Source organism: Sphingobium sp., assembly GCF_033795625.1.
Taxonomy (GTDB): Bacteria; Pseudomonadota; Alphaproteobacteria; order Sphingomonadales; family Sphingomonadaceae; genus Sphingobium.
On the sequence record NZ_JARYGI010000020.1, the window covers coordinates 17,899 to 39,138 of the forward strand.

At 62.8% G+C, this 21,240-nt stretch carries 19 protein-coding genes; 11 read left to right on the top strand and 8 right to left on the bottom strand.

The genetic code is table 11. From position 1 onward, the window contains the following. Positions 1-50: 50 nt before the first annotated feature. The 6 genes from QHC67_RS11420 (at position 51) to QHC67_RS11445 (ending at position 6,146) form a co-directional block, all read left to right on the top strand. The gene (locus tag QHC67_RS11420) at positions 51-2,135 is read left to right on the top strand and encodes a TonB-dependent receptor domain-containing protein (RefSeq protein WP_319294413.1); all 2,085 of its coding nucleotides are present in this window, start codon (positions 51-53) and stop codon (positions 2,133-2,135) included. A gap of 5 nt (positions 2,136-2,140) precedes the next feature. Next, the gene (locus QHC67_RS11425) at positions 2,141-2,902 is read left to right on the top strand and encodes an energy transducer TonB (protein WP_319294415.1); all 762 of its coding nucleotides are present in this window, start codon (positions 2,141-2,143) and stop codon (positions 2,900-2,902) included. A 213-nt stretch (positions 2,903-3,115) separates the two neighbouring features. Beyond that, positions 3,116-3,760 carry a PepSY-associated TM helix domain-containing protein gene (locus QHC67_RS11430; protein WP_319294416.1) on the top strand — a complete coding sequence of 215 codons (645 nt, stop codon included), beginning with the start codon at positions 3,116-3,118 and terminating at the stop codon, positions 3,758-3,760. A 15-nt stretch (positions 3,761-3,775) separates the two neighbouring features. Continuing rightward, positions 3,776-4,306, top strand: a complete 531-nt coding sequence (locus QHC67_RS11435) for a DUF2271 domain-containing protein (RefSeq protein ID WP_319294417.1) — start codon at positions 3,776-3,778, stop codon at positions 4,304-4,306. Positions 4,307-4,317: 11 nt separating this feature from the next. After that, positions 4,318-5,175, top strand: coding sequence for a DUF4198 domain-containing protein (locus QHC67_RS11440; protein ID WP_319294419.1), 858 nt, complete (start codon positions 4,318-4,320; stop codon positions 5,173-5,175). A gap of 95 nt (positions 5,176-5,270) precedes the next feature. Next, positions 5,271-6,146 carry an FAD:protein FMN transferase gene (locus tag QHC67_RS11445; RefSeq protein ID WP_319294421.1) on the top strand — a complete coding sequence of 292 codons (876 nt, stop codon included), beginning with the start codon at positions 5,271-5,273 and terminating at the stop codon, positions 6,144-6,146. 162 nt (positions 6,147-6,308) lie between these two features. Here QHC67_RS11445 and QHC67_RS11450 read toward each other — a convergent pair whose 3' ends face one another. The 5 genes from QHC67_RS11450 to QHC67_RS11470 all read right to left on the bottom strand — a co-directional run bounded on the left by QHC67_RS11450 (position 6,309) and on the right by QHC67_RS11470 (position 10,789). Beyond that, positions 6,309-6,830: a hypothetical protein gene (locus tag QHC67_RS11450; protein ID WP_319294423.1), complete on the bottom strand. Its 522-nt coding sequence runs from the start codon at positions 6,828-6,830 to the stop codon at positions 6,309-6,311. Positions 6,831-7,087: 257 nt separating this feature from the next. Beyond that, on the bottom strand, positions 7,088-8,512 hold the full coding sequence (locus QHC67_RS11455) for an ammonium transporter (RefSeq protein ID WP_319294487.1): 1,425 nt from the start codon (positions 8,510-8,512) through the stop codon (positions 7,088-7,090). Between the two features lie 13 nt (positions 8,513-8,525). Beyond that, on the bottom strand, positions 8,526-8,864 hold the full coding sequence (locus tag QHC67_RS11460) for a P-II family nitrogen regulator (protein WP_319294424.1): 339 nt from the start codon (positions 8,862-8,864) through the stop codon (positions 8,526-8,528). Between the two features lie 188 nt (positions 8,865-9,052). After that, entirely contained in the window at positions 9,053-10,495 is a 1,443-nt protein-coding gene (gene tldD / locus QHC67_RS11465; protein ID WP_319294426.1) for a metalloprotease TldD, read from the bottom strand. Between the two features lie 63 nt (positions 10,496-10,558). Then, on the bottom strand, positions 10,559-10,789 hold the full coding sequence (locus QHC67_RS11470; RefSeq protein WP_319294428.1) for a zinc-finger domain-containing protein: 231 nt from the start codon (positions 10,787-10,789) through the stop codon (positions 10,559-10,561). Positions 10,790-10,872: 83 nt separating this feature from the next. Here QHC67_RS11470 and QHC67_RS11475 point away from each other — a divergent pair, with 83 nt between their 5' ends. Together QHC67_RS11475 and nadB are read left to right on the top strand one after the other, a co-directional pair. Then, positions 10,873-11,814: an ABC transporter ATP-binding protein gene (locus tag QHC67_RS11475; protein ID WP_319294430.1), complete on the top strand. Its 942-nt coding sequence runs from the start codon at positions 10,873-10,875 to the stop codon at positions 11,812-11,814. Between the two features lie 139 nt (positions 11,815-11,953). After that, complete coding sequence (gene nadB / locus QHC67_RS11480; RefSeq protein WP_319294432.1) at positions 11,954-13,558, top strand: L-aspartate oxidase; 1,605 nt, start codon at positions 11,954-11,956, stop codon at positions 13,556-13,558. Here the strand turns inward: nadB and QHC67_RS11485 are convergent. Next, the gene (locus QHC67_RS11485) at positions 13,555-14,403 is read right to left on the bottom strand and encodes an alpha/beta hydrolase (RefSeq protein ID WP_319294434.1); all 849 of its coding nucleotides are present in this window, start codon (positions 14,401-14,403) and stop codon (positions 13,555-13,557) included. The two genes, nadB and QHC67_RS11485, sit on opposite strands and share 4 nt — an antisense overlap. A gap of 172 nt (positions 14,404-14,575) precedes the next feature. Here QHC67_RS11485 and QHC67_RS11490 point away from each other — a divergent pair, with 172 nt between their 5' ends. Next, positions 14,576-15,745: a serine hydrolase gene (locus QHC67_RS11490; RefSeq protein WP_319294436.1), complete on the top strand. Its 1,170-nt coding sequence runs from the start codon at positions 14,576-14,578 to the stop codon at positions 15,743-15,745. 51 nt (positions 15,746-15,796) lie between these two features. Beyond that, positions 15,797-18,595, top strand: a complete 2,799-nt coding sequence (gene polA / locus QHC67_RS11495) for a DNA polymerase I (RefSeq protein ID WP_319294438.1) — start codon at positions 15,797-15,799, stop codon at positions 18,593-18,595. A 6-nt stretch (positions 18,596-18,601) separates the two neighbouring features. Here polA and QHC67_RS11500 read toward each other — a convergent pair whose 3' ends face one another. Beyond that, positions 18,602-19,489: a prephenate dehydratase gene (locus QHC67_RS11500; protein WP_319294440.1), complete on the bottom strand. Its 888-nt coding sequence runs from the start codon at positions 19,487-19,489 to the stop codon at positions 18,602-18,604. A 143-nt stretch (positions 19,490-19,632) separates the two neighbouring features. On the opposite strand from QHC67_RS11500, the gene QHC67_RS11505 reads away from it, so the two are divergent. Further along, positions 19,633-20,280, top strand: a complete 648-nt coding sequence (locus tag QHC67_RS11505) for a cytochrome c family protein (RefSeq protein ID WP_319294442.1) — start codon at positions 19,633-19,635, stop codon at positions 20,278-20,280. 40 nt (positions 20,281-20,320) lie between these two features. Here the strand turns inward: QHC67_RS11505 and QHC67_RS11510 are convergent, their stop codons facing one another. Next, complete coding sequence (locus QHC67_RS11510; protein WP_319294444.1) at positions 20,321-21,199, bottom strand: LOG family protein; 879 nt, start codon at positions 21,197-21,199, stop codon at positions 20,321-20,323. Positions 21,200-21,240: the final 41 nt, after the last annotated feature.

The following is a 21,240-nucleotide window of genomic DNA, read 5'->3' on the forward strand; positions in this document are numbered from 1 at the left end:
GGCCTTCCGGGACAGTACGACCCATTTCTTTGCCAGGGGGCCACCGCGCTATGATCAAGACCAAGACTTTGATGCTGATTGGAACGGCATTGGTAGCATTGCCGACGTCGGCGCTGGCGCAGAACGATACCGGAAATAGCGAAGCCACGACGCGCATGGCGCTCGACCGGCTGATCATCTCTGCGGGCACAGAAAAGGTCGCAATCGACACGCCGCAAGCTGTGACTGCGATGGATCAGGAGGATATCGATCAAACCCAGGCGACGACGATCGGCGATCTGCTGGAGGGGATGCCGGGCGTCAATGTCCAGGGCGGCGTCGGCCAACTCGGTCAGGGCTTCAACATCCGCGGCATGGGCACGGCTATCGGCGATTCCGACAATCGTATCCTGATGACGGTCGACGGCGTCACCAAGTTCTATGAACAATATCGCATGGGCGCCTTCTTCAGCGAGCCTGAACTCTACAAGCGGGTCGAGGTGCTGCGCGGCCCGGCATCTTCGACGCTGTACGGTGCTGGAGCGCTCGCGGGAGTCATCAACTTCACCACCAAGGATGCGTCGGACTTCCTGAAAGACGGTGATCCTGTCGCGGTCCGCCTGAAGGCTGCGACGGAGACCAACGCGGAGGCGCGCACGCTGTCCGGCATCGTTGCGGTTCAGCCCATCGAAGGTGTCGAATTGCTCGGCAGCTATAATTATCGTCGCACCGACGATTACAAGAACGGCGATGGCGACACGGTGCCGGCATCGGCGACGGAGTCCGATAGCTGGCTGGTCAAGGGCCGGGTTGCGATCGGTGGCGACAAGAAGCATGCTATCTGGGCATCCTACCAAGACTGGATCAGCGACGCCCCCCAAGTTTATGATCAGGTTTCAGCGGCGACCGGCAGTTCGCTGATGCGCCGCCGCGTCCACGACAAGACAGCCGTGCTCGGTTACGTGAACGACTTCAACGGCAGCAAGCTGTTGAATGTCGAGGCGCAGGCCGCCTATTCGCTGTCGAAAGTCCACCAGACCGAGACGGCCTTCCTGGGGGCGCTTGCCTATTCCGACTTTTCCTATGAAAGCTGGCAAAGCAAGGTTCAGAACACCAGCGAATTTGACCTGGGCGGCGACTGGAAGACTTTCCTGATCGTCGGCGGCCAGTGGAGCAAGCAGCAGCGTCGCAATCCACGCGTCTCGCTGGCTGGGGTGGTTACGCCGGGCGCTGGCACCCATCCCGAAGGCGACATGACGAGATATGGCCTGTATGGCCAGCTCGAGATCGTCTGGTCCGACAAGCTGACCATCATGCCCGGCGCACGCGTCGACTGGACCAATTTGAAGCCCGGCGCAACGGTGGTCGGCGGCACGGTGCTGCGTGATCGCGTCAAGGACAGCGGCGTATCGCCCAAGCTGGCGGCCCTCTACAACCTTACCGACAATCTGGGCATCTTCGGATCTGTCGCGCGCACGGTTCGCATGCCCAATGTCGACGAAATCTTCACGCGCAGCGCGACACGGCCGAACAACTCCGATCTGCGCCCTGAAAAATCGGACAATTACGAAGTCGGCTTCACCCTGTCCTTCGACGATGCACTGGGCAAGGGTGATCGTTTCCGCGCCAAGACGACGCTGTTCCAGAATGACGTGAAGGACCTGATCGTCAATGTGGCGGCACCGACCGGCACGCCCTATTTCCAGAACATCAACCGTTCGCGCTTCAAAGGCGTGGAGGTGGAGGCTGAATATGGCACCGGCGGCTTCTTCGCGCGCGGCAATGCCTCCTTCATTGACGGCAGGAATAGGCTGACCGACGAATATCTGAATACCATTCCAGCCAATGACTATCGTCTGACCCTGGGCTATTCCGACGCCGCGACCGGCCTGTCGGGCGGCTGGACCGGCGAGTTCGCAGAACGGCAGGACAAGGTGACGACGGGCCCCTTCGCCTCAGTGGGGTCGGGTCTGCCGACGCCATGCTATACCGTCCATAATGTGTTCCTGGCTTTCAAACCGCAAAGCGGTCCCGCCGAGGGCTTTGAATTCCGGATCGCGATCGACAACATGTTCGACAAGCAATATCGCCGCCATCTTTCGTCGCTCGACGCCGAAGGGCAGAGCTTCAAATTCACTGTGGCCAACAGCTTCTAGAAGACATGGGCCGCGTCGCGCCTCGCTTTGGTGTCGGAGGACCGGCGGCAGCATCGCTGCTGATCAATGCGCTTCTCATCGCGGCCCTGTTCAATCTCGGGCTGGGCCGCGATGGTCGCCGAACGATCACGCCCTCGCTGACTGTCATGTCGCTGGCCTTGGCTAAGGGCGTGCAGGATGGTGACGAGGAAGCAGAGGCTGCGGCGCCAAGTGCGCCGACAACCACGGCGGCGTCTTCGGCTGAGTCCGTGCCCGATCAGCCCCGGCTACCAGCAGTAGAGCCAACAACGCCGCCAATGCTTACAGTCCCGTCCATCCTGCCGATGCCGGTTCAGGCGATGGCCGCCGTCACGCCCGGTTCCGCCACGACCCGATCTATGGCCTCCGCGCAGCAAACCGCGCCTGTTACAGCACCTGCTGTCTCAACCGTGCGGCGCGGCGCTGTCGACGGATTGGATGCAAAAGCGCCGCCCGGCGCAAGTCGCAGCTATGCGGCAAAGGTCCGCTCCTGGCTTTACGCGCACAAGATTTATCCCCGCCGTGCCCGCATGCGGCGCGAGGAGGGTGTGGTGCGGGTGCGCTTCGTCATCGACCGCACAGGCGTATTGATCGAAGGCGCGATAATTCACGGGTCGGGCCATGGAACGTTGGACGAAGAGGCGACTGCCATGATGTACCGGGCATCGCCTTTTCCCAGTGTGCCAAACGATGTGCCTGGTGAGAGGATCGAATTCACCGCGCCGATCGAGTTTGTGCTTCCGGCCTGATGCAGCAGTCGGGCGTATGCAGGCGTCAGAAGCTTCGGACGCATACCAAAGCCGGAGATATTCTGGCGAATTTCCAAGGCCTTGGCCGTCTAATGCTGCTGCTCCGATCCGACGACCGATTGATCGCCATCTTTACTCAAGAGCACAATTGCAATTGCGAGTCGTTCGCGTTATCCGACTACTCTCTTTTATTATGGGATTCACCGCATTCCGATGGCCACTTCCCCAACTCCACCTGGCCAACGCAAGAAGAGTCCCAAGGCTTTTTGGTTGAAGCAACTTCATACGTGGCACTGGGTGAGTTCGGCTATCAGCTTGATCGGTCTGCTTCTGTTCGCCTTGACCGGCATCACGCTCAACCACGCCGCCGATGTGGAGGGCACGCCCGTCAGCATCGAAAAGTCAGCTATGCTGCCTCGTCCCTTGCGCGCGCACGTCGCGCCGGACGACAAAGGCGACGTGAAGATGCCGCTGCCGCCACAGATCGCGGCTTGGGTGGAAAAGGAAATCGGGCAACGCGGACAGGGCGAAGCCGAATGGTCGGCGGGGGAAATCTACCTTGCCCTGCCACGCCCCGGCGGTGACGGGTGGATATCCATCGATCGGGCCAGCGGCAAAGTGACCAGCGAGGCTACCTCGCGCGGTTGGGTCAGCTATCTCAATGACCTGCACAAAGGCCGTAACGCAGGCACGGTGTGGAAATGGTTCATCGATATCTTCGCTGTCGCCTGCTTCCTGTTCGCAGTCACCGGCCTTCTCCTGCTGCAACTTCACGCGAAAAAGCGACCGTCCACATGGCCGCTCGTGGGGCTGGGCCTCGCGCTTCCGGCCTTTCTCGCCATCATCTTCATTCATTGAGAGGAAAGACATTCGATGCAGATCACCCATGGCCTTGTCATGACCGGCGTGGCGCTCGGCGCGACCTTCGCTCTGGCGGCTCCGGCTTCGGCGCAGACGATGAATGTCAGCGTGACGATCCCGCGCCTCACGGTTGCCGAATATCACCGCCCTTACGTCGCCATATGGCTGGAGAAGGAAGGGGCAGCCGCCCGGACCCTGTCGGTCTGGTATGATTATGACATGCGTAATGGCGAAGGCACGAAATGGCTGCGCGACGTTCGCCAGTGGTGGCGCGTGTCGGGCCGCTCGATGAGTTTTCCCGCCGATGGCGTCAGCGGCGCAACGCGCGCGCCAGGCGAGCAGAAGATCGCCCTCACTCCCGGCAAGGGACCCTTGGGCGCGATGTCGCCCGGCACCTACACGCTGGTCGTGGAAGCGGCACGCGAGGTTGGGGGACGCGAACTGGTTCGCCTGCCTTTCGCCTGGCCACCCAAGCCGGGCTCGATGGTGAAAGCGAAGGGCAGCACAGAACTGGGGGCGATTACCCTCGGCTTCGGCAAGTAAGGGACCAATTCATGAAAAAGACATATCTGATCGCAACCGCACTCGCGGCGCTCCTTCTCTCAGGCACGGCGCAGGCGCATCGGCAGTGGCTCCTGCCGTCGGCAACCACCTTATCGGGCAAGGATAGCTGGGTCACAGTCGATGCTGCCGTCTCCAACGATCTCTTCTACTTCGAACATTTTCCGATGCGGACGGACGGCATCTCCGTCACGCAGCCCGACGGGAGCGAAGGCAGGCTGGAAAACGCATCGACCGGCAAATATCGCTCCACCTTCGACGTCCATCTGACTCAGCCGGGCACCTATCGCATCGCATCGGCTTCGACAGGCGTGATGGGAAGCTATACGTTGAACGGCAAGCAGGAACGTCTGCCGCGCGGCACGACGAAGGCCAATCTGGCAGCTGCAGTTCCAGCCGGGGCTACCAATATTCAGACGACAGAAGCGTCCAACCGTAACGAGATCTTCGTGACGCTCGGTGCGCCTACCACAAGCATTTTCAAGCCTGTTGGCGCTGGAATTGAACTCGTTCCGATCACGCATCCTAACGACCTGGTGTCCGGTGAAGCCGCAACCTTCCAGTTCCTGCTGGATGGCAAGCCCGCCGCCGGGCTCAAGGTGACGGTCATCCCCGGGGGCATCCGGTATCGGGATGCGCTGGGGCAGATCGACCTGACCACGGACAAGGAAGGTAAGCTCGCCGTCACCTGGCCGCAGCCGGGAATGTACTGGCTGAACGCCAGCGTCGGGGGAGGGCGCGAAGGTGGGCCCGGTGATCCGGGCGCACAGGGTAGTCAGGCCGCCGGAGGCAACGGACCGCTGCAGCGCCGCGCATCCTACATCACTACGCTCGAAGTACTCGCGCCCTGAACGGCATTCGCATCGCCATTCCGCCCGGCCTGTCGCCCCAGGACATTGCCGGGCGGGATCGGCGGGCTGCAACTGTCCGATTGGGTGGACAGACCATGGGCACAAGCTGGTCCGCCAGCATCGTCGCGCCTCCTGAAGGCAGTGATCGTGCAATCCGCGTCGTGCTGGATAGCGTCATCGCCAGCATGAGCAATTGGGAAGCGGAGTCAGCCATCAGCCGCTTCAACCAGATGCCCGTGGGTCAGTGGATGGATCTGCCGGACGATCTTCTCTTCGTCCTCTCGGCCGGGCTGGATATTGCTGCGCGCTCCCGTGGTGCGTTCGATCCTGCCATCGGCCGCCTCGTCGACCATTGGGGTTTCGGCCCGCCTCCGTGGGGTCCTTCCTCCTCGCCCCGCCATGATGGTCAGTCCTGGCGCGCGATCGAAGTTGCTGAGAGGCGGGCCAGGCGCATGGCAGATGTCGCGCTCGATTTGTCCGGAATAGCGAAGGGCTATGCCGTCGATGCGGTGGCGGATCGGCTACGCGCCATGGGCTGCCGTCATTTCCTGATCGAGATAGGTGGTGAATTGCGCGGCGAAGGTGTTCGTCCCGACGGCCAGCCGTTCTGGGTGGATCTGGAAAGCCCTCCAGGCCTCGCGGCTCTGCCCGTCATGCGCATAGCGCTATGCGGACTCTCGGTTGCAACATCGGGTGATTATCGCCGCTTCCGCGAGGAGGACGGACGCCGACTGTCCCATAGCATAGACCCCGCCATCAACTCCCCGATCGACAACGGCGTGGCATCGGTATCGGTGCTGCATTCCAGTGCGATGCTGGCCGATGCCTGGGCCACTGCATTCGGTGTCCTGGGGCCGCTGGCTGGAATGCAGCTGGCTGCGCGCGAAGGATTGGCGGTATTGATGATCGTCCGCGAAGGCGATGGCGCACGGGAGTATATGACACCGGCATTGTCCGCCATGCTCGGCTGATGCGCCGCTGACAAGCGAACCACCGGGCGGATTCGGTTCGGTGAATACTGATCTCCAAGCACATCGATCATGCACAGCGAACTGGTCACGCTGCAGGGAAAATTCGTAGCACCAGGACTACGGGCAGAGGAGCCGGGGATGCTGTTCCCCGGCTCAGATATTTCAAACAGTCGCTGCTCGCGCTCTTGAGGTGTTGTGTCCGCCGTTACGGTACAGGACTTCGCGCACGCGTTCTGCGTCCAGTCCGGTATCGGCCACCGTCACCAGCACGCCGCCGTCCTTGAGTCGCCCGCCGTAATAGTCTGCGTCTTCCTTGCTGACGCCGTGCTTGGTCAGCACTTCGTTCAAGCTGCCGCCGATTGCCCCCAGGGCAGCGCCAATTCCCACGGCTTCTGGAACGGCGGAGGCAGCAATGGCGCCCGCGGCGGCGAGAGGACCTACGCCAGGGATCGCCAGAGCCGCGACGCCCAACCCGGCACCCAGCGCACCGCCGCCAAGGATTCCGCGGATCACGTTGCGGTGGTGCTCGTCCGTTATCTCCCCGTCGCCGGAGCGTGTGGTGGTGGTGCCGCCATGGTGAGCGATTATCGAGAGATCATTGTCAGTTAACCCTAGTGTCCGCAGCTCCGATACCGCCCGTTCAGCTTCGGAGTGCGTGTCGAAAAGTGCTGATGCCTGCGTCATGATTATGTCCTTCTCCATTGAGGCCGTGCTTTCGCAGCCGCCTTGAGAACCACGCAGGCACCCGTCCGTTCCCGAGAAAGCGCACTACCTTTCTAGGAGTGCCGCATAAACGCACGTCCTACTTTCACGCGCTTGAGCGGTTTGCCTGGGTCAGTCGCAAAAAAAGGCCGATGCTTTCGCACCGGCCCAGTGTTGTTCGCAGGAGGAACATCGTGTGGCGGGCGAGCCGTCCGTCGCGGCCCGCCCTGCCGAAGTCGTCAGTAGTTGTAGGCGCGTTCGCCGTGGCTGGAGAGGTCGAGACCTTCCTGCTCTGCGTCCGCCACCGGACGAAGACCGATGGTCTTGTCGATGATGAAGAAGAGAACCGCACTGCCTACGCCAGACCAGACCAGCGTCAGCAGCACTGCCTTGATCTGAGTCAGGACTTGCGCACCCATGTCATAGGTGCCGACGACTGCCGGGAACACCGTGTAGTCGAAGAAGCCCTGACCGCCCAAAGCCGGATCGGCGACGATGCCGGTGGCGATGGCGCCGACGATCCCGCCGATGCAGTGAACGCCGAACACGTCGAGGCTGTCGTCATAGCCGAGCTTCTGCTTCACCGAAGCGACGAAGAGATAGCAGATCGGCGACACGACGAAGCCGAGGACGATGGAGGTCATCGGCGCTGCGAAGCCTGAAGCCGGCGTGATGGCGACCAGACCCGCGACGGCACCCGTTACTGCACCGAGCAGCGAAGGCTTGCCGTGGTGGAACTGTTCGATCAGCGCCCACGATACTGCCGCGGCGGCAGTGGCGACGAAGGTGTTGATGAAGGCTACGGCCGTTACGCCGTTGGCTTCCAGGTTGGAACCGGCGTTGAAACCGAACCAGCCGACCCACAGCAGGCTTGCGCCGATCATGGTCATCGTCAGCGAGTGCGGAGCCATCGGTTCCTTCGGGTATCCGATGCGCTTGCCGATCATGATGCAGCCGACGAGCCCAGCGATACCGGCGTTGATGTGAACGACGGTGCCGCCCGCGAAGTCAAGCGCGCCCATGCCCCAGAGGAACCCGTAATCGGTTGGCGCATCAGCCAGGAAGTCCGGGCCAGCCCAGTACCAGACCATATGTGCGATCGGGAAATACACGACCGTCAGCCATGCGACCACGAACACCATCAGCGCCGAGAACTTCACGCGTTCGGCAAAGGCGCCGACGATGAGAGCCGGGGTGATGCATGCGAACGTCATCTGGAAGACGACGAAGACAAACTCGGGCAGGTACACGTTGTTGCTGAACGTCGCGGCATAGGTGCTGCCGGAAACGCCGATCAGGAACGCCTTGGAGAAGTTGCCAACGAACTCGTTATTGCTGGTGAAGGCAAGGCTGTAGCCCCAGCAGCACCAGACGAGCGCGGCCACGGAAACGATCATGAAAACCTGCATCAGTACTGACAGCATGTTCTTGGTGCGGACAAGGCCGCCATAGAACAGAGCCAGGGCGGGTATCGACATCATCAGCACGAGAACAGCGGAAACCAGCATCCAGGCAACGTCGCCTTTGTTTACCATGGTTGCCATCTGCTCGACCGTAGGAGCCTTGATCGGCCCCGCGGCAGCCTGCGCAAAGGCAGGCGCGGCAGCGAACAGGGAAGCGCCAATCGCACCCATCGCACCGCAAAGTTTCTTGGAAACAGTCATCATTCCCCCTTCCTTACAGCGCGGTGTCGCCGGTTTCGCCTGTGCGAATCCGGACGGCCTGCCCCACGTCGAGCACGAAAATCTTGCCATCGCCGATAGCGCCGCTGTTGGCGGCCTGTTGTGCGGCCTCCACCACGCGTGGCGCGAGGTCGTCGTCGCAAACGACCTCGATCTTGATCTTCGGAACCATGTTGGTCGAATATTCCGCGCCGCGGTAGATTTCGGTCTGGCCCTTTTGACGGCCAAAGCCCTTAACTTCGCTGACCGTCATGCCCGCAACGCCCAAGGCCGATAGAGCCTCCCTCACGTCGTCGAGCTTGAACGGCTTGATGATAGCCATGACAAGTTTCATGTCGCCCCCTTATTCTGGTGTGCGACATGAAGGTCAGCAAAAGCCGTGCCAGTTTCTTAAACAAGCATTAACGCGCGGTTTTGCCGTACTGTGCCAATCCACCACGCCATAAAATTGTGCAGAGTACGGCGGGTGCCCAAAATTTGGGCATAAACGGCGACGTTTGAAACCGTGAGGAGAGGGCCGCGCTAAGCGGCCGTTCCGCCGACGGTGAGCCCTTCCATCAGTAGCGTCGGCTGGCCAACCCCTGCGGGGACGCTCTGCCCCCCCTTGCCACACATGCCGATGCCTTCGTCCAGCGCCATGTCTGTGCCGATGCCCGTCACCTTCGTCAGCGCCGTAGGGCCGTCGCCGATCAGGGTCGCGCCTTTGATTGGGTCGCCCAGCTTGCCGTTAACGATGCGATAGGCCTCGGTGCAGGAGAAGACGAACTTGCCCGATACGATATCGACCTGGCCGCCGCCGAAGCTCTTGGCGAAGATGCCGTTCTTGACCCGGCTCAGCAACTCAGCCGGATCGTCGTTGCCACCACGCATGAAGGTGTTGGTCATGCGGGGCATCGGCGCATGGGCGTAGCTTTCGCGGCGGCCATTGCCGGTAGGTGCAACGCCCATCAGGCGAGCGTTGAGGCGATCCTGCATGTACCCACGCAGGATGCCATCCTCGATCAGGATGTTTTCCTGAGTGGGCGTGCCTTCGTCGTCGATGCTGAGCGACCCGCGACGATCGGCAAGACTGCCGTCGTCCACCACGGTCACACCGGGGGCCGCGACGCGCTGGCCGATGCGGCCGCTGAACGCCGAGGTGCCCTTGCGATTGAAATCGCCCTCCAAGCCGTGGCCGATGGCTTCGTGCAGGACGATGCCGGGCCAGCCGGGGCCGAGCAGCACCGTCATCTCGCCTGCGGGGGCGGCGACGGAGGCAAGGTTCACGCGGGCCTGCGCCAGCGCTTCGTCGATGGCGCGGTTCCAGATTTCGGGTGCCATTACCTTGTCGTAGAGATAGCGGCCACCCATGCCGTAAACGCCGGATTCGCGACGGCCGTTCTCTTCGAGAATGACGGAGACGTTGAGGCGCACCAGCGGGCGGATGTCGGTGGCGACAAAGCCATCGGCACGCACGACCTCGATTACGGACCAGCTTCCCGCGAGGCTGACGGACACCTGAGCAACGCGCGGATCGCGGGCACGGGCAGCGGCGTCGATCTCGGCGCAGAGTGCGACTTTCTCGGCGAAAGGCACGATCTCCATCGGGTTTACGTCGGTGTAGAGATGGCGATTAGTGCGCTGTGGCGGGGCAGCGGCCGGAGCGGTAGCGGGATCGAGGAGCGTCAGCGTCTCGGCAGCGCGGCGGATCGCAGCTTCGCTGATGTCGTTGGCGTGGGCAAAGCCGGTCATCTCGCCCGACACCCCGCGCAGGCCGAAACCGGCATCGGTGGAATAGTCGGCAGTCTTCAGCCGGCCATCATCGAAGCCGAAGCTCTCCGACGCACGATATTGCAAGTAAAGTTCGCCATCGTCGCACTTGCCGAGCGCCTGAGCGGTAAGGCGGCGGGCGCCCTCGGGATCGAGCAGGCCGTCGCGATAGAGGAAGCCGCGAGCGTCAGTGAATTGGGAGGTGATATCAGTCATGAAGGGGATATAGTGTCGCCCTTCGCCGGAAACCAACCTTATAATAGCGCTTGGATTATTTGCCTAAAGTACGCTCGCGCCCGATGGCACGTCCGGCAGCTTGCTCTGGTCCGCTCCGTCCGCAGGTCCGCCGATCAGCACGAAGCGCCGGTCGCAATAGCCGCAGTCGACATAGCCCTTTTCGTCGATCTCCAGATAGACGCGCGGATGGCCCAGCGCGGCGGGAATGTCGCCTGACCCGTCGCATGTTACGCGAGTCTTGGAAGTGCGGAGGGTTTCTGGCGGTGGGATCATGGACGAGCCTCTATCATCGCGCGTGGTGCGCCGCAATATAGCGCTTGCTCGACCTTCCGGTTCCTGCACGCTATGAGGCGCGGATGACCAACGCCTCCAAACCCGCCATCGTCATCGACAACCTCACCAAGGTCTACAAGGCCAGTTCGGGGGCAGGCAAGCTGGCGCTCGACCATGTATCGTTCGACGTGCCGCGCGGGCAGATATTCGGACTGCTGGGGCCGAACGGTGCAGGCAAGTCTACGCTGATCAACATCCTGTCGGGTATGGTGAACAAATCGGGCGGTCAGGCGCGCATTTGGGGATTCGACATCGACGCCAATCCCCGCAACGCGAAAAACTCCATCGGCATCGTGCCGCAGGAGATCGTATTCGATCCGTTCTTCACGCCGTTCGAGACTTTGGAGAACCAGGCCGGCTTCTATGGCGTGGCGAAGGATCAGCGCAAGACGATGGAGCTCCTGCGCGCTGTGCATCTGGAAGACAAGGCGAACGCCTATGCGCGAACGCTGTCGGGCGGCATGAAGCGGCGGCTGCTGGTCGCCAAGGCAATGGTGCATTCGCCGCCGATCCTGGTGCTGGACGAACCGACGGCAGGCGTCGACATCCAGCTGCGGCAACAGCTCTGGGCTTATGTGAAGCAGTTGAACGACCAAGGCGTCACGATCGTCCTGACGACGCATTATCTGGAGGAAGCCGAACAATTGTGCGATCGGATCGCGATCATCAACCACGGCCGCCTGATCGCGAACAAGCCCACTCGCGAACTGGTCGGCATGGCGCAGGAAAAGGTGGTGCAGGTGACGGTGGACCGCGACCTCACGCAGGCGCCGATGCATCCCCGCTTCGAGAAAGTGGAACTGACGAGCGAGCGGGTGCTCAGCATCACCTATGCCAAGGACAAGGCCAATGCGGGTGACGTGCTCAGCGCGGTGCAGGGGATGGGGCTGCAAATCGTGGACGTGGTGACGCGCGACCCGGACCTTGAGGACGTGTTCCTCAACCTGACGGCGGCGGCTGCGTAACGCCAGCCGCTCTATATTCCGTTCGGGCTGAGCTTGTCGAAGCCTTTGCCTGAGCGTAGTCGAAGGCAGCGCAACCTCACTCCGTTCGGCATAGCCCTTCGACAGGCTCAGGACGAACGGATCATACGCCAGGACGACGATGCCCACTCACCATTATGACGTCATCATCATCGGATCCGGCGCAGCGGGGCTGACGGCCGCCATCACGCTGGCGCAGGACAAGCGCGTGCTGGTGCTGGCCAAGGGCGCGCTCGACGGCGGATCGACCAATTGGGCGCAGGGCGGGATCGCGGCGGTGCTGGACGGCGGCGACAGCTTCGCGCAGCATGTCGAGGACACGATGATCGCCGGCGCGGGCCTCAACAATCGCGAGACGGTGGAGTTCGTGGTGGAGAACGCCCCCGCCGCGATCGAGCGACTGGCCGAGCTGGGCGTACCGTTCAACGCAGGTGATGGCTTCGGCGAGCGCTGGCACCTGACGCGCGAAGGAGGGCACAGCCACCGCCGGATCGTGCATGTCGACGATGCCACCGGCGCGGCCGTGCAATTGGCGCTGGTAAAGGCGGCGCAGGCCAATCCCAACATCACGCTTATGAGCGACATGGTGGCCATCGACCTCATCACCAGCCGCCACGGCGAGCGCTATTCCGGTGAAGGGCATGTGTGGGGCGTCTACGCCTTCAACAAAAAGACCAAGCATGTTGATACATTGCTGGGCCGCGCGACCATCTTGGCGACCGGCGGGGCGGGGCGGACGTACCTGTTCTCGACAGCGCCGCGTGGCGCGACGGGTGACGGGATCGCGATGGCGTGGCGGGCAGGCTGCCGCGTTTCCAACATGGAGATGAACCAGTTCCACCCGACCTGCCTCTACAATCTGGAGGTCAAGAACTTCCTGATCACCGAGGCGATGCGCGGCGAAGGCGGCAAGCTGAAGCTGCCCCCCGGCGTACCCGGCGGCGGTAAACGGTTCATGGACAGGCACGATCCGCGTGGAGAACTTGCGCCGCGCGATGTGGTGGCGCGCGCTATCGACCATGAAATCAAGCGCCTCGGCCTCGATTATGTCCACCTCGACATCAGCCATAAACCGCCGGAGTTCATCAAGGAACATTTCCCGACGATCTATGCGCGGCTGCTCGACCTCGACATCGACATCACCAAGGAGCCGATTCCCGTGGTTCCGGCGCAGCATTATACGTGCGGCGGCGTAGTGATCGACCTAGATGGCAAGACCGACTTGCCGGGGCTGTATGCGGCGGGCGAAGTGACGGAAAGCGGGCTGCATGGCGCAAATCGGCTGGCGTCCAATTCGCTGCTGGAATGCTTTGTATTCGGGGAAGCGGCGGCCAAGCATATCACTTCCCACTGGGATGAACTGCCTTCCCCACCGCCCATCCGGGCATGGGACGAGAGCCGCGTCACGGATTCCGACGAGGAAGTGATCGTCCAGCATAACTGGCGCGAAATTCGCCGGTTCATGTGGGACTATGTGGGCATCGTGCGCACCACCAAGCGGCTGGAGCGAGCGAAGCACCGCATCGATCTGCTGGCGCAGGAAGTGGACGACTATTACGGCAACTTCCGCGTGACGCCCGACCTGATCGAACTGCGTAACCTGCTTGAGGTGGCGCGGCTGATCGTCCGTTCGGCGCTGCACCGCAAGGAGAGCCGGGGGCTGCACTATATCCTCGATTATCCCGAGACGCTGCCGCAAGCGGTGGATACCGTGCTCGTCCCTTAAGGCTTCAGGAACGCCCTTAACGCAGCGGCAAATTTTGCCGGCTGATCGTTCATGATCATGTGGCCGCTCGGCGCGATCGGGATCAGGCTGGTCGATTTCGCGGCGGCATAGGCCGACCGATAGCGCTGCGTTTGGGCATGGCGCTGTTGCGCGTCGCCGCCCACGGCGTAGACGACCTGCATCGGCGCGCGCAGGGCGGGCAGGCGAGGCCCGAGGTCGATGTGGGCGAGTTCGCGCAGGGCCGTCGCGATGACGTCGGGGTCGCTGCCCTTCGCGCCGGGTTGCTGGGCGAGCATCTGCATGAACAATTGCCGTCCCGCCTTGGTTGCCGTGAAATATTGGCTCAGCTGGTCGGCGAAATAGCCCATGCCGCTGGCCGTGCCGCCTACCATGCTCGCCCCGTCCGGGAGCATGTCCACCACCATCACACGGCTGAGCGCAGGGGCGGGACTCATGGCCAGCATCATGGCGAGCGTGCCGCCCATCGAGTGACCTACCACCGCTGGGCGCACCAGCCTGGCCTGCGTGATGTAGGACGCCAGTTCCCCGACCAGTGGCGCGATGAGGGGGCCGCTCTTGTTGATGTCTGGCGCCAGTCCCGCAAAGCCGCGCACCTGCACGAGATGGTAGCGATAATCCGGCACTGCGGCTACCGCGCCGTTCCAGATGCCAGCGCCGCTGGCGAGGCCGGGGATCAGCAGCACGTCGGGCCCGCTTCCCCGCACCGTCACGCTGATCCTGCGGGAGGCGAACGGCGCGGCGATGGCGCGTGTGCCGCCAAGTGCCAGCGCTGCAAGTCCAGCGGCGAGGCAGAGTCTTCGGTCGAACAGGAGGGGTTCAGTCATCTGGAGCCTTTTAAGCAGCCGCCCTGAACGCACAATGACGCGTAACGTTGCGGCGTTCAGCTTCCTTACATCGCATTTGTGGAATCATTCGCCGCATCGGCCTTGCTTTGTCGCACGGTCGCCCTCGAAACTCAGAGAGTTGAAAATGCGGGGAAAAGACCGAAAAGTGCACATGAAGATCAAGCGTTGCGCTCCCGTGGGCAAGGGGGAGCGCGTGCGGCGACGTATCAGCCTCAGTCTTGTTATTGCTGCTCTTGGAGCATGTGTCGGAAGCGGAGAACCGCCAGCCGCGCGCGTCGCGGCGGCAGTGCCGCGCTATCCGGGGCCGGTCACGACTCCGCAGAAGCCGCGAGAGCCTGCCAAGCCCGTCGCCAATCCACCGATCGCCATTTCCGATTACAATCCCCGCAGCACGCCTTCCCCCGCGCTGGTAAGCATCATCCAGTCGCTGGGCCGCAACTTCAATGGCAAGGTGGGGATTGCCGTGCGCCGTGTCGACGCCGATTGGACCGTGGCTTGGAACGGCACCGCCCTGTTCCCGCAGCAAAGCGTATCGAAGCTGTGGGTGACGATGGCGATGCTGGACGCCGTCGATCGCGGCAAGATGAGCCTGTCCGATCCAGTAACGATCCACCGGCAGGACCTGACGCTGTTCAACCAGCCGCTCGCCGCGATGGTGGACGCCGATGGATTCACCACCACGGTCGCGGACCTGATGAAGCGGGCGATGGCGCAGAGCGACAACACCGCCAACGACATGCTTCTGCGCAAGGTCGGCGGTCCCGAAGCCGTGCGCGGTTTCCTGGCGCGGCGTTTCGTCAGTAACGTTCGCTTCGGCCCCGGCGAGCGCATTCTCCAGAGCACGACAGCGGGGCTGAGCTGGAATCCGAGTTATGCGCAGGGGCGCAACTTCTACGCGGCGCGCGCGGCCTTGCCGATGAGCGTGCGACAGCGGGCGCTGGACGCCTATCTTGCCGATCCGCCGGATGGGGCCGCGCCGAGTTCGGTCGTGGCCGCGCTGGCGAAGCTTAAGCGGGGGGAGATGCTCTCGCCGGCGTCTACCAGCCTGCTGCTAGACGTGATGCACAGCGCGAAGACCGGGCCACAGAGGATCAAGGGCGGCGTGCCGCCGGGCTGGAGCTACCTGCACAAGACAGGCACGGGGCAGGAGCTAGCGCCGCGGTCCACCGGGTTCAACGACATCGGCATCATGACGGCGCCCGATGGGACCAGCTATGCCGTGGCGGTGTTCATCGGCAGCACGACGGTCCCTATCCCCACGCGCTGGGAATTGATGCAGTCGGTGGCAAAAGCCGTCGCGGCGAATCACGACAAGCGGTGATCTGATCTTCACCTACTGGAGGGGATGGCAATTAGTCGCTATCCCCCCCGCATGTCTGAAAATCCGAATCCCAATCACCTCTATCTCGTCGATGGCAGCGGCTATATCTTCCGCGCCTATCACCAGCTTCCGCCGCTGACCAACAAGCATGGGCAGCCGGTGGGCGCAGTCTATGGCTATACGGCGATGCTGTGGAAGCTGGCGGCGGAGCTGGGCGCTGCCGAAGGTCCGACCCACATGGCGGTGATCCTGGACAAGGGATCGCACACCTTCCGCAACGATATGTACGACCAGTACAAGGCGCACCGTCCGCCGCCGCCGGAGGATCTGGTGCCGCAATTCCCGTTGATTCGTGATGCGACGCGCGCTTTCTCGCTGCCGTGCATCGAGCAGGCTGGGTTCGAGGCGGACGACATTATTGCGACCTATACGAAGCAGGCGGTCGCGGCCGGATGGCACGTCACCATCGTCTCGTCCGACAAGGACCTGATGCAGCTTATCCAGCCCGGCGTCGACATGTACGACACCATGAAGAACGAACGGCGCGGCCCCGAATATGTGTTGAGCAAATTCGGGGTGAAGCCCGAGCAGCTTGGCGACGTGCTCGCGTTGATGGGCGACAGCGTGGACAATGTGCCGGGCGTGCCCGGCATCGGGCCCAAGACGGCATCGAAGCTGATCACCGAATATGGCGACCTGGAAAGCGTGTTAGCGGCCGCACCGGCGATGAAGCCGTCGAAGATGCGCGACAATCTGGTCGAGCATAGCGAGATGGCGCGGCTGTCGCGGCGGCTGGTGGAACTGCACAGCACGATGGACTTGCCCGAGCCGCTGGAAGAACTGACGCTGAAGGGTATCCCCGACGAACCGCTGCGCGAATTCCTGGAGCATCATGGGTTCAAGGCGCTGTTGAACCGACTGGGTACGGGCGCAGCGGCAGTGGCGGTCGCGGCGGTATCGGCGGCGGCTACGGCGAGCGGGGCTCCGGCTGTGCCTGAAGTGGAGGCGCCGCCGCCGATCGACTGCTCCCTTTATGAGACTGTGGTGACGGTGGAGGCGCTGGACCGCTGGATGACGGAGGCGCATGCCGAGGGCGTGATCGCCATCGACACCGAGACGGACAGTCTGAACAGCGTCAGCGCCAAGCTGGTGGGGATCAGCCTCTCCACCGGGCCGAACCGCGCCTGCTACATTCCAGTGGGCCATGGCGGGACGGACATGTTTGCGGAGAAACCTGAGCAATTGCCGCTGGACGTCGCCCTCGGCAAGCTCAAGCCGCTGCTGGAAGACGACAGCGTGCTGAAGGTCGGGCAGAACCTGAAATATGACATGACCGTGCTGGCGCGGCGTGGGATCGTCATCACGCCGTTCGACGACACCATCGTCATGAGCTTCGACCTCGATGCGGGGCAGAGCCTTGCCGGGCATGGCATGGACGAAGGGGCGAAGACGCATCTTGGCCACACCTGCATCACCTTCAAGGACGTGGTGGGCAGCGGCAAATCGCAGATCAGCTTCGCCGAAGCGCCGCTGGACAAGGCGACTGCCTATGCGGGCGAAGATGCGGACGTGACATTGCGGCTTTGGAACATCTTCAAACCGCGCCTGCATCAGGAAGGTGCGACGCGCGTCTATGAACTGGTGGACCGCCCGCTGGTGCCGGTGATCGCGGGCATGGAGCGCGCCGGGATCAAGGTGGACCGCGAACATCTCTCCCGCCTGTCGGGCGAGTTTTCCGAGGGCATCGCGACGCTGGAGACAGAGATCCATGGGCTTGCCGGGCAGCCCTTCGCCATTGGAAGCACCCAGCAATTGGGCGCGATCCTGTTCGACAAGCTGGGTCTCAAAGGCGGCAAGAAGGGCAAGTCGGGCGCTTACTCGACCGACGTCACGATCCTGGAGAAGCTGAAGGCCGAAGGGTCGGAGATCTGCGGCAAGGTGCTGGACTGGCGGCAATTGTCGAAGCTCAAATCGACCTATACCGATGCCTTGCAGGCGCAGATCAACCCGGAGACGGGGCGGGTCCACACCAGCTACAGCTTAACCGGAGCACAAACCGGACGATTGTCTTCCACCGATCCAAACCTCCAGAACATCCCCATCCGTACCGAGACCGGGCGGCAGATCCGCCATGCCTTCGTCGCGGAGCCGGGCAATGTGATCCTGGCTGCCGACTACAGCCAGATCGAGCTGCGGCTGGCGGCGCATATGGCCGACGTGCCAGCCTTGCGGGAGGCCTTCGCGGCGGGCGAGGACATCCACAACCGCACCGCGCAGGAGCTGTTCGGGGACGTCAATCGCGATACGCGCGGGCGGGCGAAGACTATCAACTTCGCCATCCTGTATGGTATCAGCCGTTGGGGCCTGGCCGCGCGACTGGAGATCAGCGCTGACGAAGCGCAGGACATGATCAGCCGCTATTATGAGAGCTTCCCCGGCATCAGCGTCTACATCAACGAGACGCTGGAGAAGGTGCGGGCGACCGGCTACACCGAGACGCTGTTCGGACGGAAGACGTGGTTCCCGCGCATCAAGGCCCCGATCCAACATGAGCGGCAAGGCGCCGAACGCGCCGCAATCAACGCGCCGATCCAGGGCACCAGTGCCGACATCATCAAGCGTGCGATGGTGCGGATGGTGCCTGCGTTGGAAGCGGCGGGACTGCCGAACGTCAGGATGCTGCTACAGGTGCATGACGAACTTGTGTTCGAACTGCCTGAGGGAGATGTGGAAGCGGCAAGCTCCATCATCCGCGAAGTAATGGCGGGCGCGGCTGGGCCGATGGTGAAGCTGTCCGTACCGCTTGGCGTCGAGATCGGCACCGGCCCAAGCTGGGGCGCGGCGCATTAGTGTCGCTCAGCTACGCGGCCGGGCCTGCTGGTAGCTGCCGAGGACACGCACCCATTTGGTATGGAACTTCAGTTCCTCCAGCGCGCGGTCGATCGCGGGGGTACCTGGCATGCCCTCGATATCAGCGAAGAATTCCGTCATGGCGAAGCTGGCTCCGCGCTGATAGCTTTCCAGCTTGGTCATGTTGACGCCGTTGGTCGCGAAGCCGCCCAGCGCCTTGTAGAGCGAGGCAGCGACGTTGCGTACCTCGAACAGGAAGGTCGTCATGACCGGGCCATCGCCCTGCGGCATCTTGGGCTCTCGCGCCAGAATGACGAAGCGCGTCATATTATCGTCGCTGTCCTCGATATTTTCGGCAATCATCGTGAGGCCATAGGTTTCCGCCGCGATCGCGGGCGCGATGGCCCCGGCACCCGGCTCGCGGGTTTCCGCCACCAGGGCAGCGGCCCCCGCCGTGTCGGCATAGCTGACCGGCTGAATGCCCTTTGCACGCAGATAATGGCGGCACTGGCCCAGTGCCTGCGGATGGCTGATCGCACTGGTGACCGGCGCGTCGCCCGCCGCCATGAGGCAATGACGGATGCGAAGGAAGTACTCGTCGACGATGTGCAGACCCGATTCGGGCAGCAGGAAATGCATGTCCGCGACCCGGCCGTGCAGCGAGTTTTCGATCGGGATGATCGCCCGGTCTGCCTTGCCTTCGCGTACCGCGTCGATCGCATCCTCGAACGCGAAGCTGGGCAAGGGGATGCAGCCGGGCGCATAGCCAAGCGCAGCGAGGTGGGAGTTCGCGCCCGGTGCGCCCTGGAACGCTATGGCGCGCGCCGGATCGCGGGCGGCCTGCTGCGACAATTCGGCGACGATGCGCCGGGCGGGAAGGGGGAAAGCATCCATGAGCGGACGGCGCTTAGGGCGTTGCTGCGATCGACGCAAGCCGCGCTTGCGCGTTCGCGCTTGCGTCATTATGGCAGCCCGCATAACGGGCGCGGGATTCCCACTTACGCGCCAGAGCGGATCACTCGGAGGAAATCGTACGCATGGACGATCGTTTCAATACCATTGCCGGCTGGGCGTTGTTCGCGGGCATCGTCGCGCTCGGCGGATCGATTGTCAGCGGCAAGCTGTTTCATGCGGAACGTCCCGAAAAGATGGGCTATGCGATCGAAGGCGTCGAAGCCGAAGGCGGCGCTGGCGCGGATGCGGGTCCCGGCCTGAATACGCTGCTGGCCAGTGCAGACGTCGCTGCGGGTGAAAAGGTCTTCGGCAAGTGCGCCGCTTGCCACACCATCAATCAGGGCGGCGCCAACGGCATTGGTCCGAACCTTTATGCCACGGTTGGTGAGGGTGTCGCTGAAGGCAAGGGCGGATTCGCCTTTTCCGACGCGCTGAAGAAGAAGGGCGGCAATTGGACCTTCGATCAGCTCGATGCGTGGTTGAAGAGCCCGCGTGAATACGCGCCCGGTACGAAGATGACCTTTGCCGGGCTGGGTAATGGCGTCGATCGCGCCAATGTGATCGCCTATATGAACGCGCAGGGTTCCAATCTGCCGCTACCAGCCGCCGATGCGGCGCCTGCGGCTGCTGGCGGCGATAATGCGGCTGCCGGGGCGGATAACGCCGCCGGTGCAGCGGGTAACGCGGCTGGCGAAGCGGCCAACGCTGCAGCGCCCGCACCGACCAAGTAACAGGATGATCCCGCCGGGCTGACCGGCGGGAGTCCGTTTCTCAGTCGCAACCCATCAGGTTGTCGTCCTTGTAGAAACGGCAAACGGTCGACCAGGCGTCTTCGGCCGTCTCGACCCAGGTGAACAGCTCCAGGTCGCGATGTGCGATCACGCCTTCGTCCGCCAGTGCTTCGAAATCGACGACCTTGCTCCAGAATTCCTTGCCGAACAGCAGGATCGGGATTGGCTTCATCTTGCCGGTCTGCACGAGCGTCAGCAGCTCGAAAAATTCATCGAACGTACCGAACCCGCCCGGAAATACGGCAAGAGCGCGGGCGCGCAGCAGGAAGTGCATCTTGCGCAGCGCGAAATAGTGGAACTGGAACGATAGCTCCGGTGTGACGTAGATGTTGGGCGCCTGCTCATGCGGCAGCACGATGTTCATGCCGATCGATGGCGCGTCCATGTCGGCTGCGCCGCGATTGGCGGCTTCCATGATCGAGGGACCGCCGCCCGAGCAGACGACGAAATTCTGCTTCCCGTCCTCGCCTGCCGGGTAGCGTGCGGCAATATTCGCTAGACGGCGTGCCTCATCATAATATTTCGACTTGGCGGCCAGCCGTTCGGCTATGCGACGCTCCTCCTCGCTCGCGGCGGCTTCGATCCGCGCCTGTGCCTTCTCCGGCTCCGGGATCCGGGCGGAGCCGTAGAAGACGAAGGTGGATTCGATCTTCGCCTCGTTCATCAGCAATTCGGGTTTCAGAAGCTCAAGCTGAAACCGTACCGGGCGCAAATCGTCGCGCAGCAGGAAGTCGCGATCCTGGAAGGCCAGCGTGTAGGCGGCGCTGGTGGTCTGGGGGGTGTGCAGGTTCTTGGCGGCGTCCTTGACTTCCTGCTTGGCAGGGCGGAACTTGCGCTCTTCGATCTCTTTTTTTGTCATCGGCGGCCATTAGCCAGCGCCACCCGGCTTGCCAAGCGCGG

Excerpts from the sequence above, each read along its gene's own strand:
- QHC67_RS11420 (WP_319294413.1), top strand. The coding sequence starts at position 51 with ATGATCAAGACCAAGACTTTGATGCTGATTGGAACGGCATTGGTAGCA.
- QHC67_RS11425 (WP_319294415.1), top strand. The coding sequence starts at position 2,141 with ATGGGCCGCGTCGCGCCTCGCTTTGGTGTCGGAGGACCGGCGGCAGCA.
- QHC67_RS11430 (WP_319294416.1), top strand. The coding sequence starts at position 3,116 with ATGGCCACTTCCCCAACTCCACCTGGCCAACGCAAGAAGAGTCCCAAG.
- QHC67_RS11435 (WP_319294417.1), top strand. The coding sequence starts at position 3,776 with ATGCAGATCACCCATGGCCTTGTCATGACCGGCGTGGCGCTCGGCGCG.
- QHC67_RS11440 (WP_319294419.1), top strand. The coding sequence starts at position 4,318 with ATGAAAAAGACATATCTGATCGCAACCGCACTCGCGGCGCTCCTTCTC.
- QHC67_RS11445 (WP_319294421.1), top strand. The coding sequence starts at position 5,271 with ATGGGCACAAGCTGGTCCGCCAGCATCGTCGCGCCTCCTGAAGGCAGT.
- QHC67_RS11450 (WP_319294423.1), bottom strand. The coding sequence starts at position 6,830 with ATGACGCAGGCATCAGCACTTTTCGACACGCACTCCGAAGCTGAACGG.
- QHC67_RS11455 (WP_319294487.1), bottom strand. The coding sequence starts at position 8,512 with ATGACTGTTTCCAAGAAACTTTGCGGTGCGATGGGTGCGATTGGCGCT.
- QHC67_RS11460 (WP_319294424.1), bottom strand. The coding sequence starts at position 8,864 with ATGAAACTTGTCATGGCTATCATCAAGCCGTTCAAGCTCGACGACGTG.
- tldD (WP_319294426.1), bottom strand. The coding sequence starts at position 10,495 with ATGACTGATATCACCTCCCAATTCACTGACGCTCGCGGCTTCCTCTAT.
- QHC67_RS11470 (WP_319294428.1), bottom strand. The coding sequence starts at position 10,789 with ATGATCCCACCGCCAGAAACCCTCCGCACTTCCAAGACTCGCGTAACA.
- QHC67_RS11475 (WP_319294430.1), top strand. The coding sequence starts at position 10,873 with ATGACCAACGCCTCCAAACCCGCCATCGTCATCGACAACCTCACCAAG.
- nadB (WP_319294432.1), top strand. The coding sequence starts at position 11,954 with ATGCCCACTCACCATTATGACGTCATCATCATCGGATCCGGCGCAGCG.
- QHC67_RS11485 (WP_319294434.1), bottom strand. The coding sequence starts at position 14,403 with ATGACTGAACCCCTCCTGTTCGACCGAAGACTCTGCCTCGCCGCTGGA.
- QHC67_RS11490 (WP_319294436.1), top strand. The coding sequence starts at position 14,576 with ATGAAGATCAAGCGTTGCGCTCCCGTGGGCAAGGGGGAGCGCGTGCGG.
- polA (WP_319294438.1), top strand. The coding sequence starts at position 15,797 with ATGTCTGAAAATCCGAATCCCAATCACCTCTATCTCGTCGATGGCAGC.
- QHC67_RS11500 (WP_319294440.1), bottom strand. The coding sequence starts at position 19,489 with ATGGATGCTTTCCCCCTTCCCGCCCGGCGCATCGTCGCCGAATTGTCG.
- QHC67_RS11505 (WP_319294442.1), top strand. The coding sequence starts at position 19,633 with ATGGACGATCGTTTCAATACCATTGCCGGCTGGGCGTTGTTCGCGGGC.
- QHC67_RS11510 (WP_319294444.1), bottom strand. The coding sequence starts at position 21,199 with ATGACAAAAAAAGAGATCGAAGAGCGCAAGTTCCGCCCTGCCAAGCAG.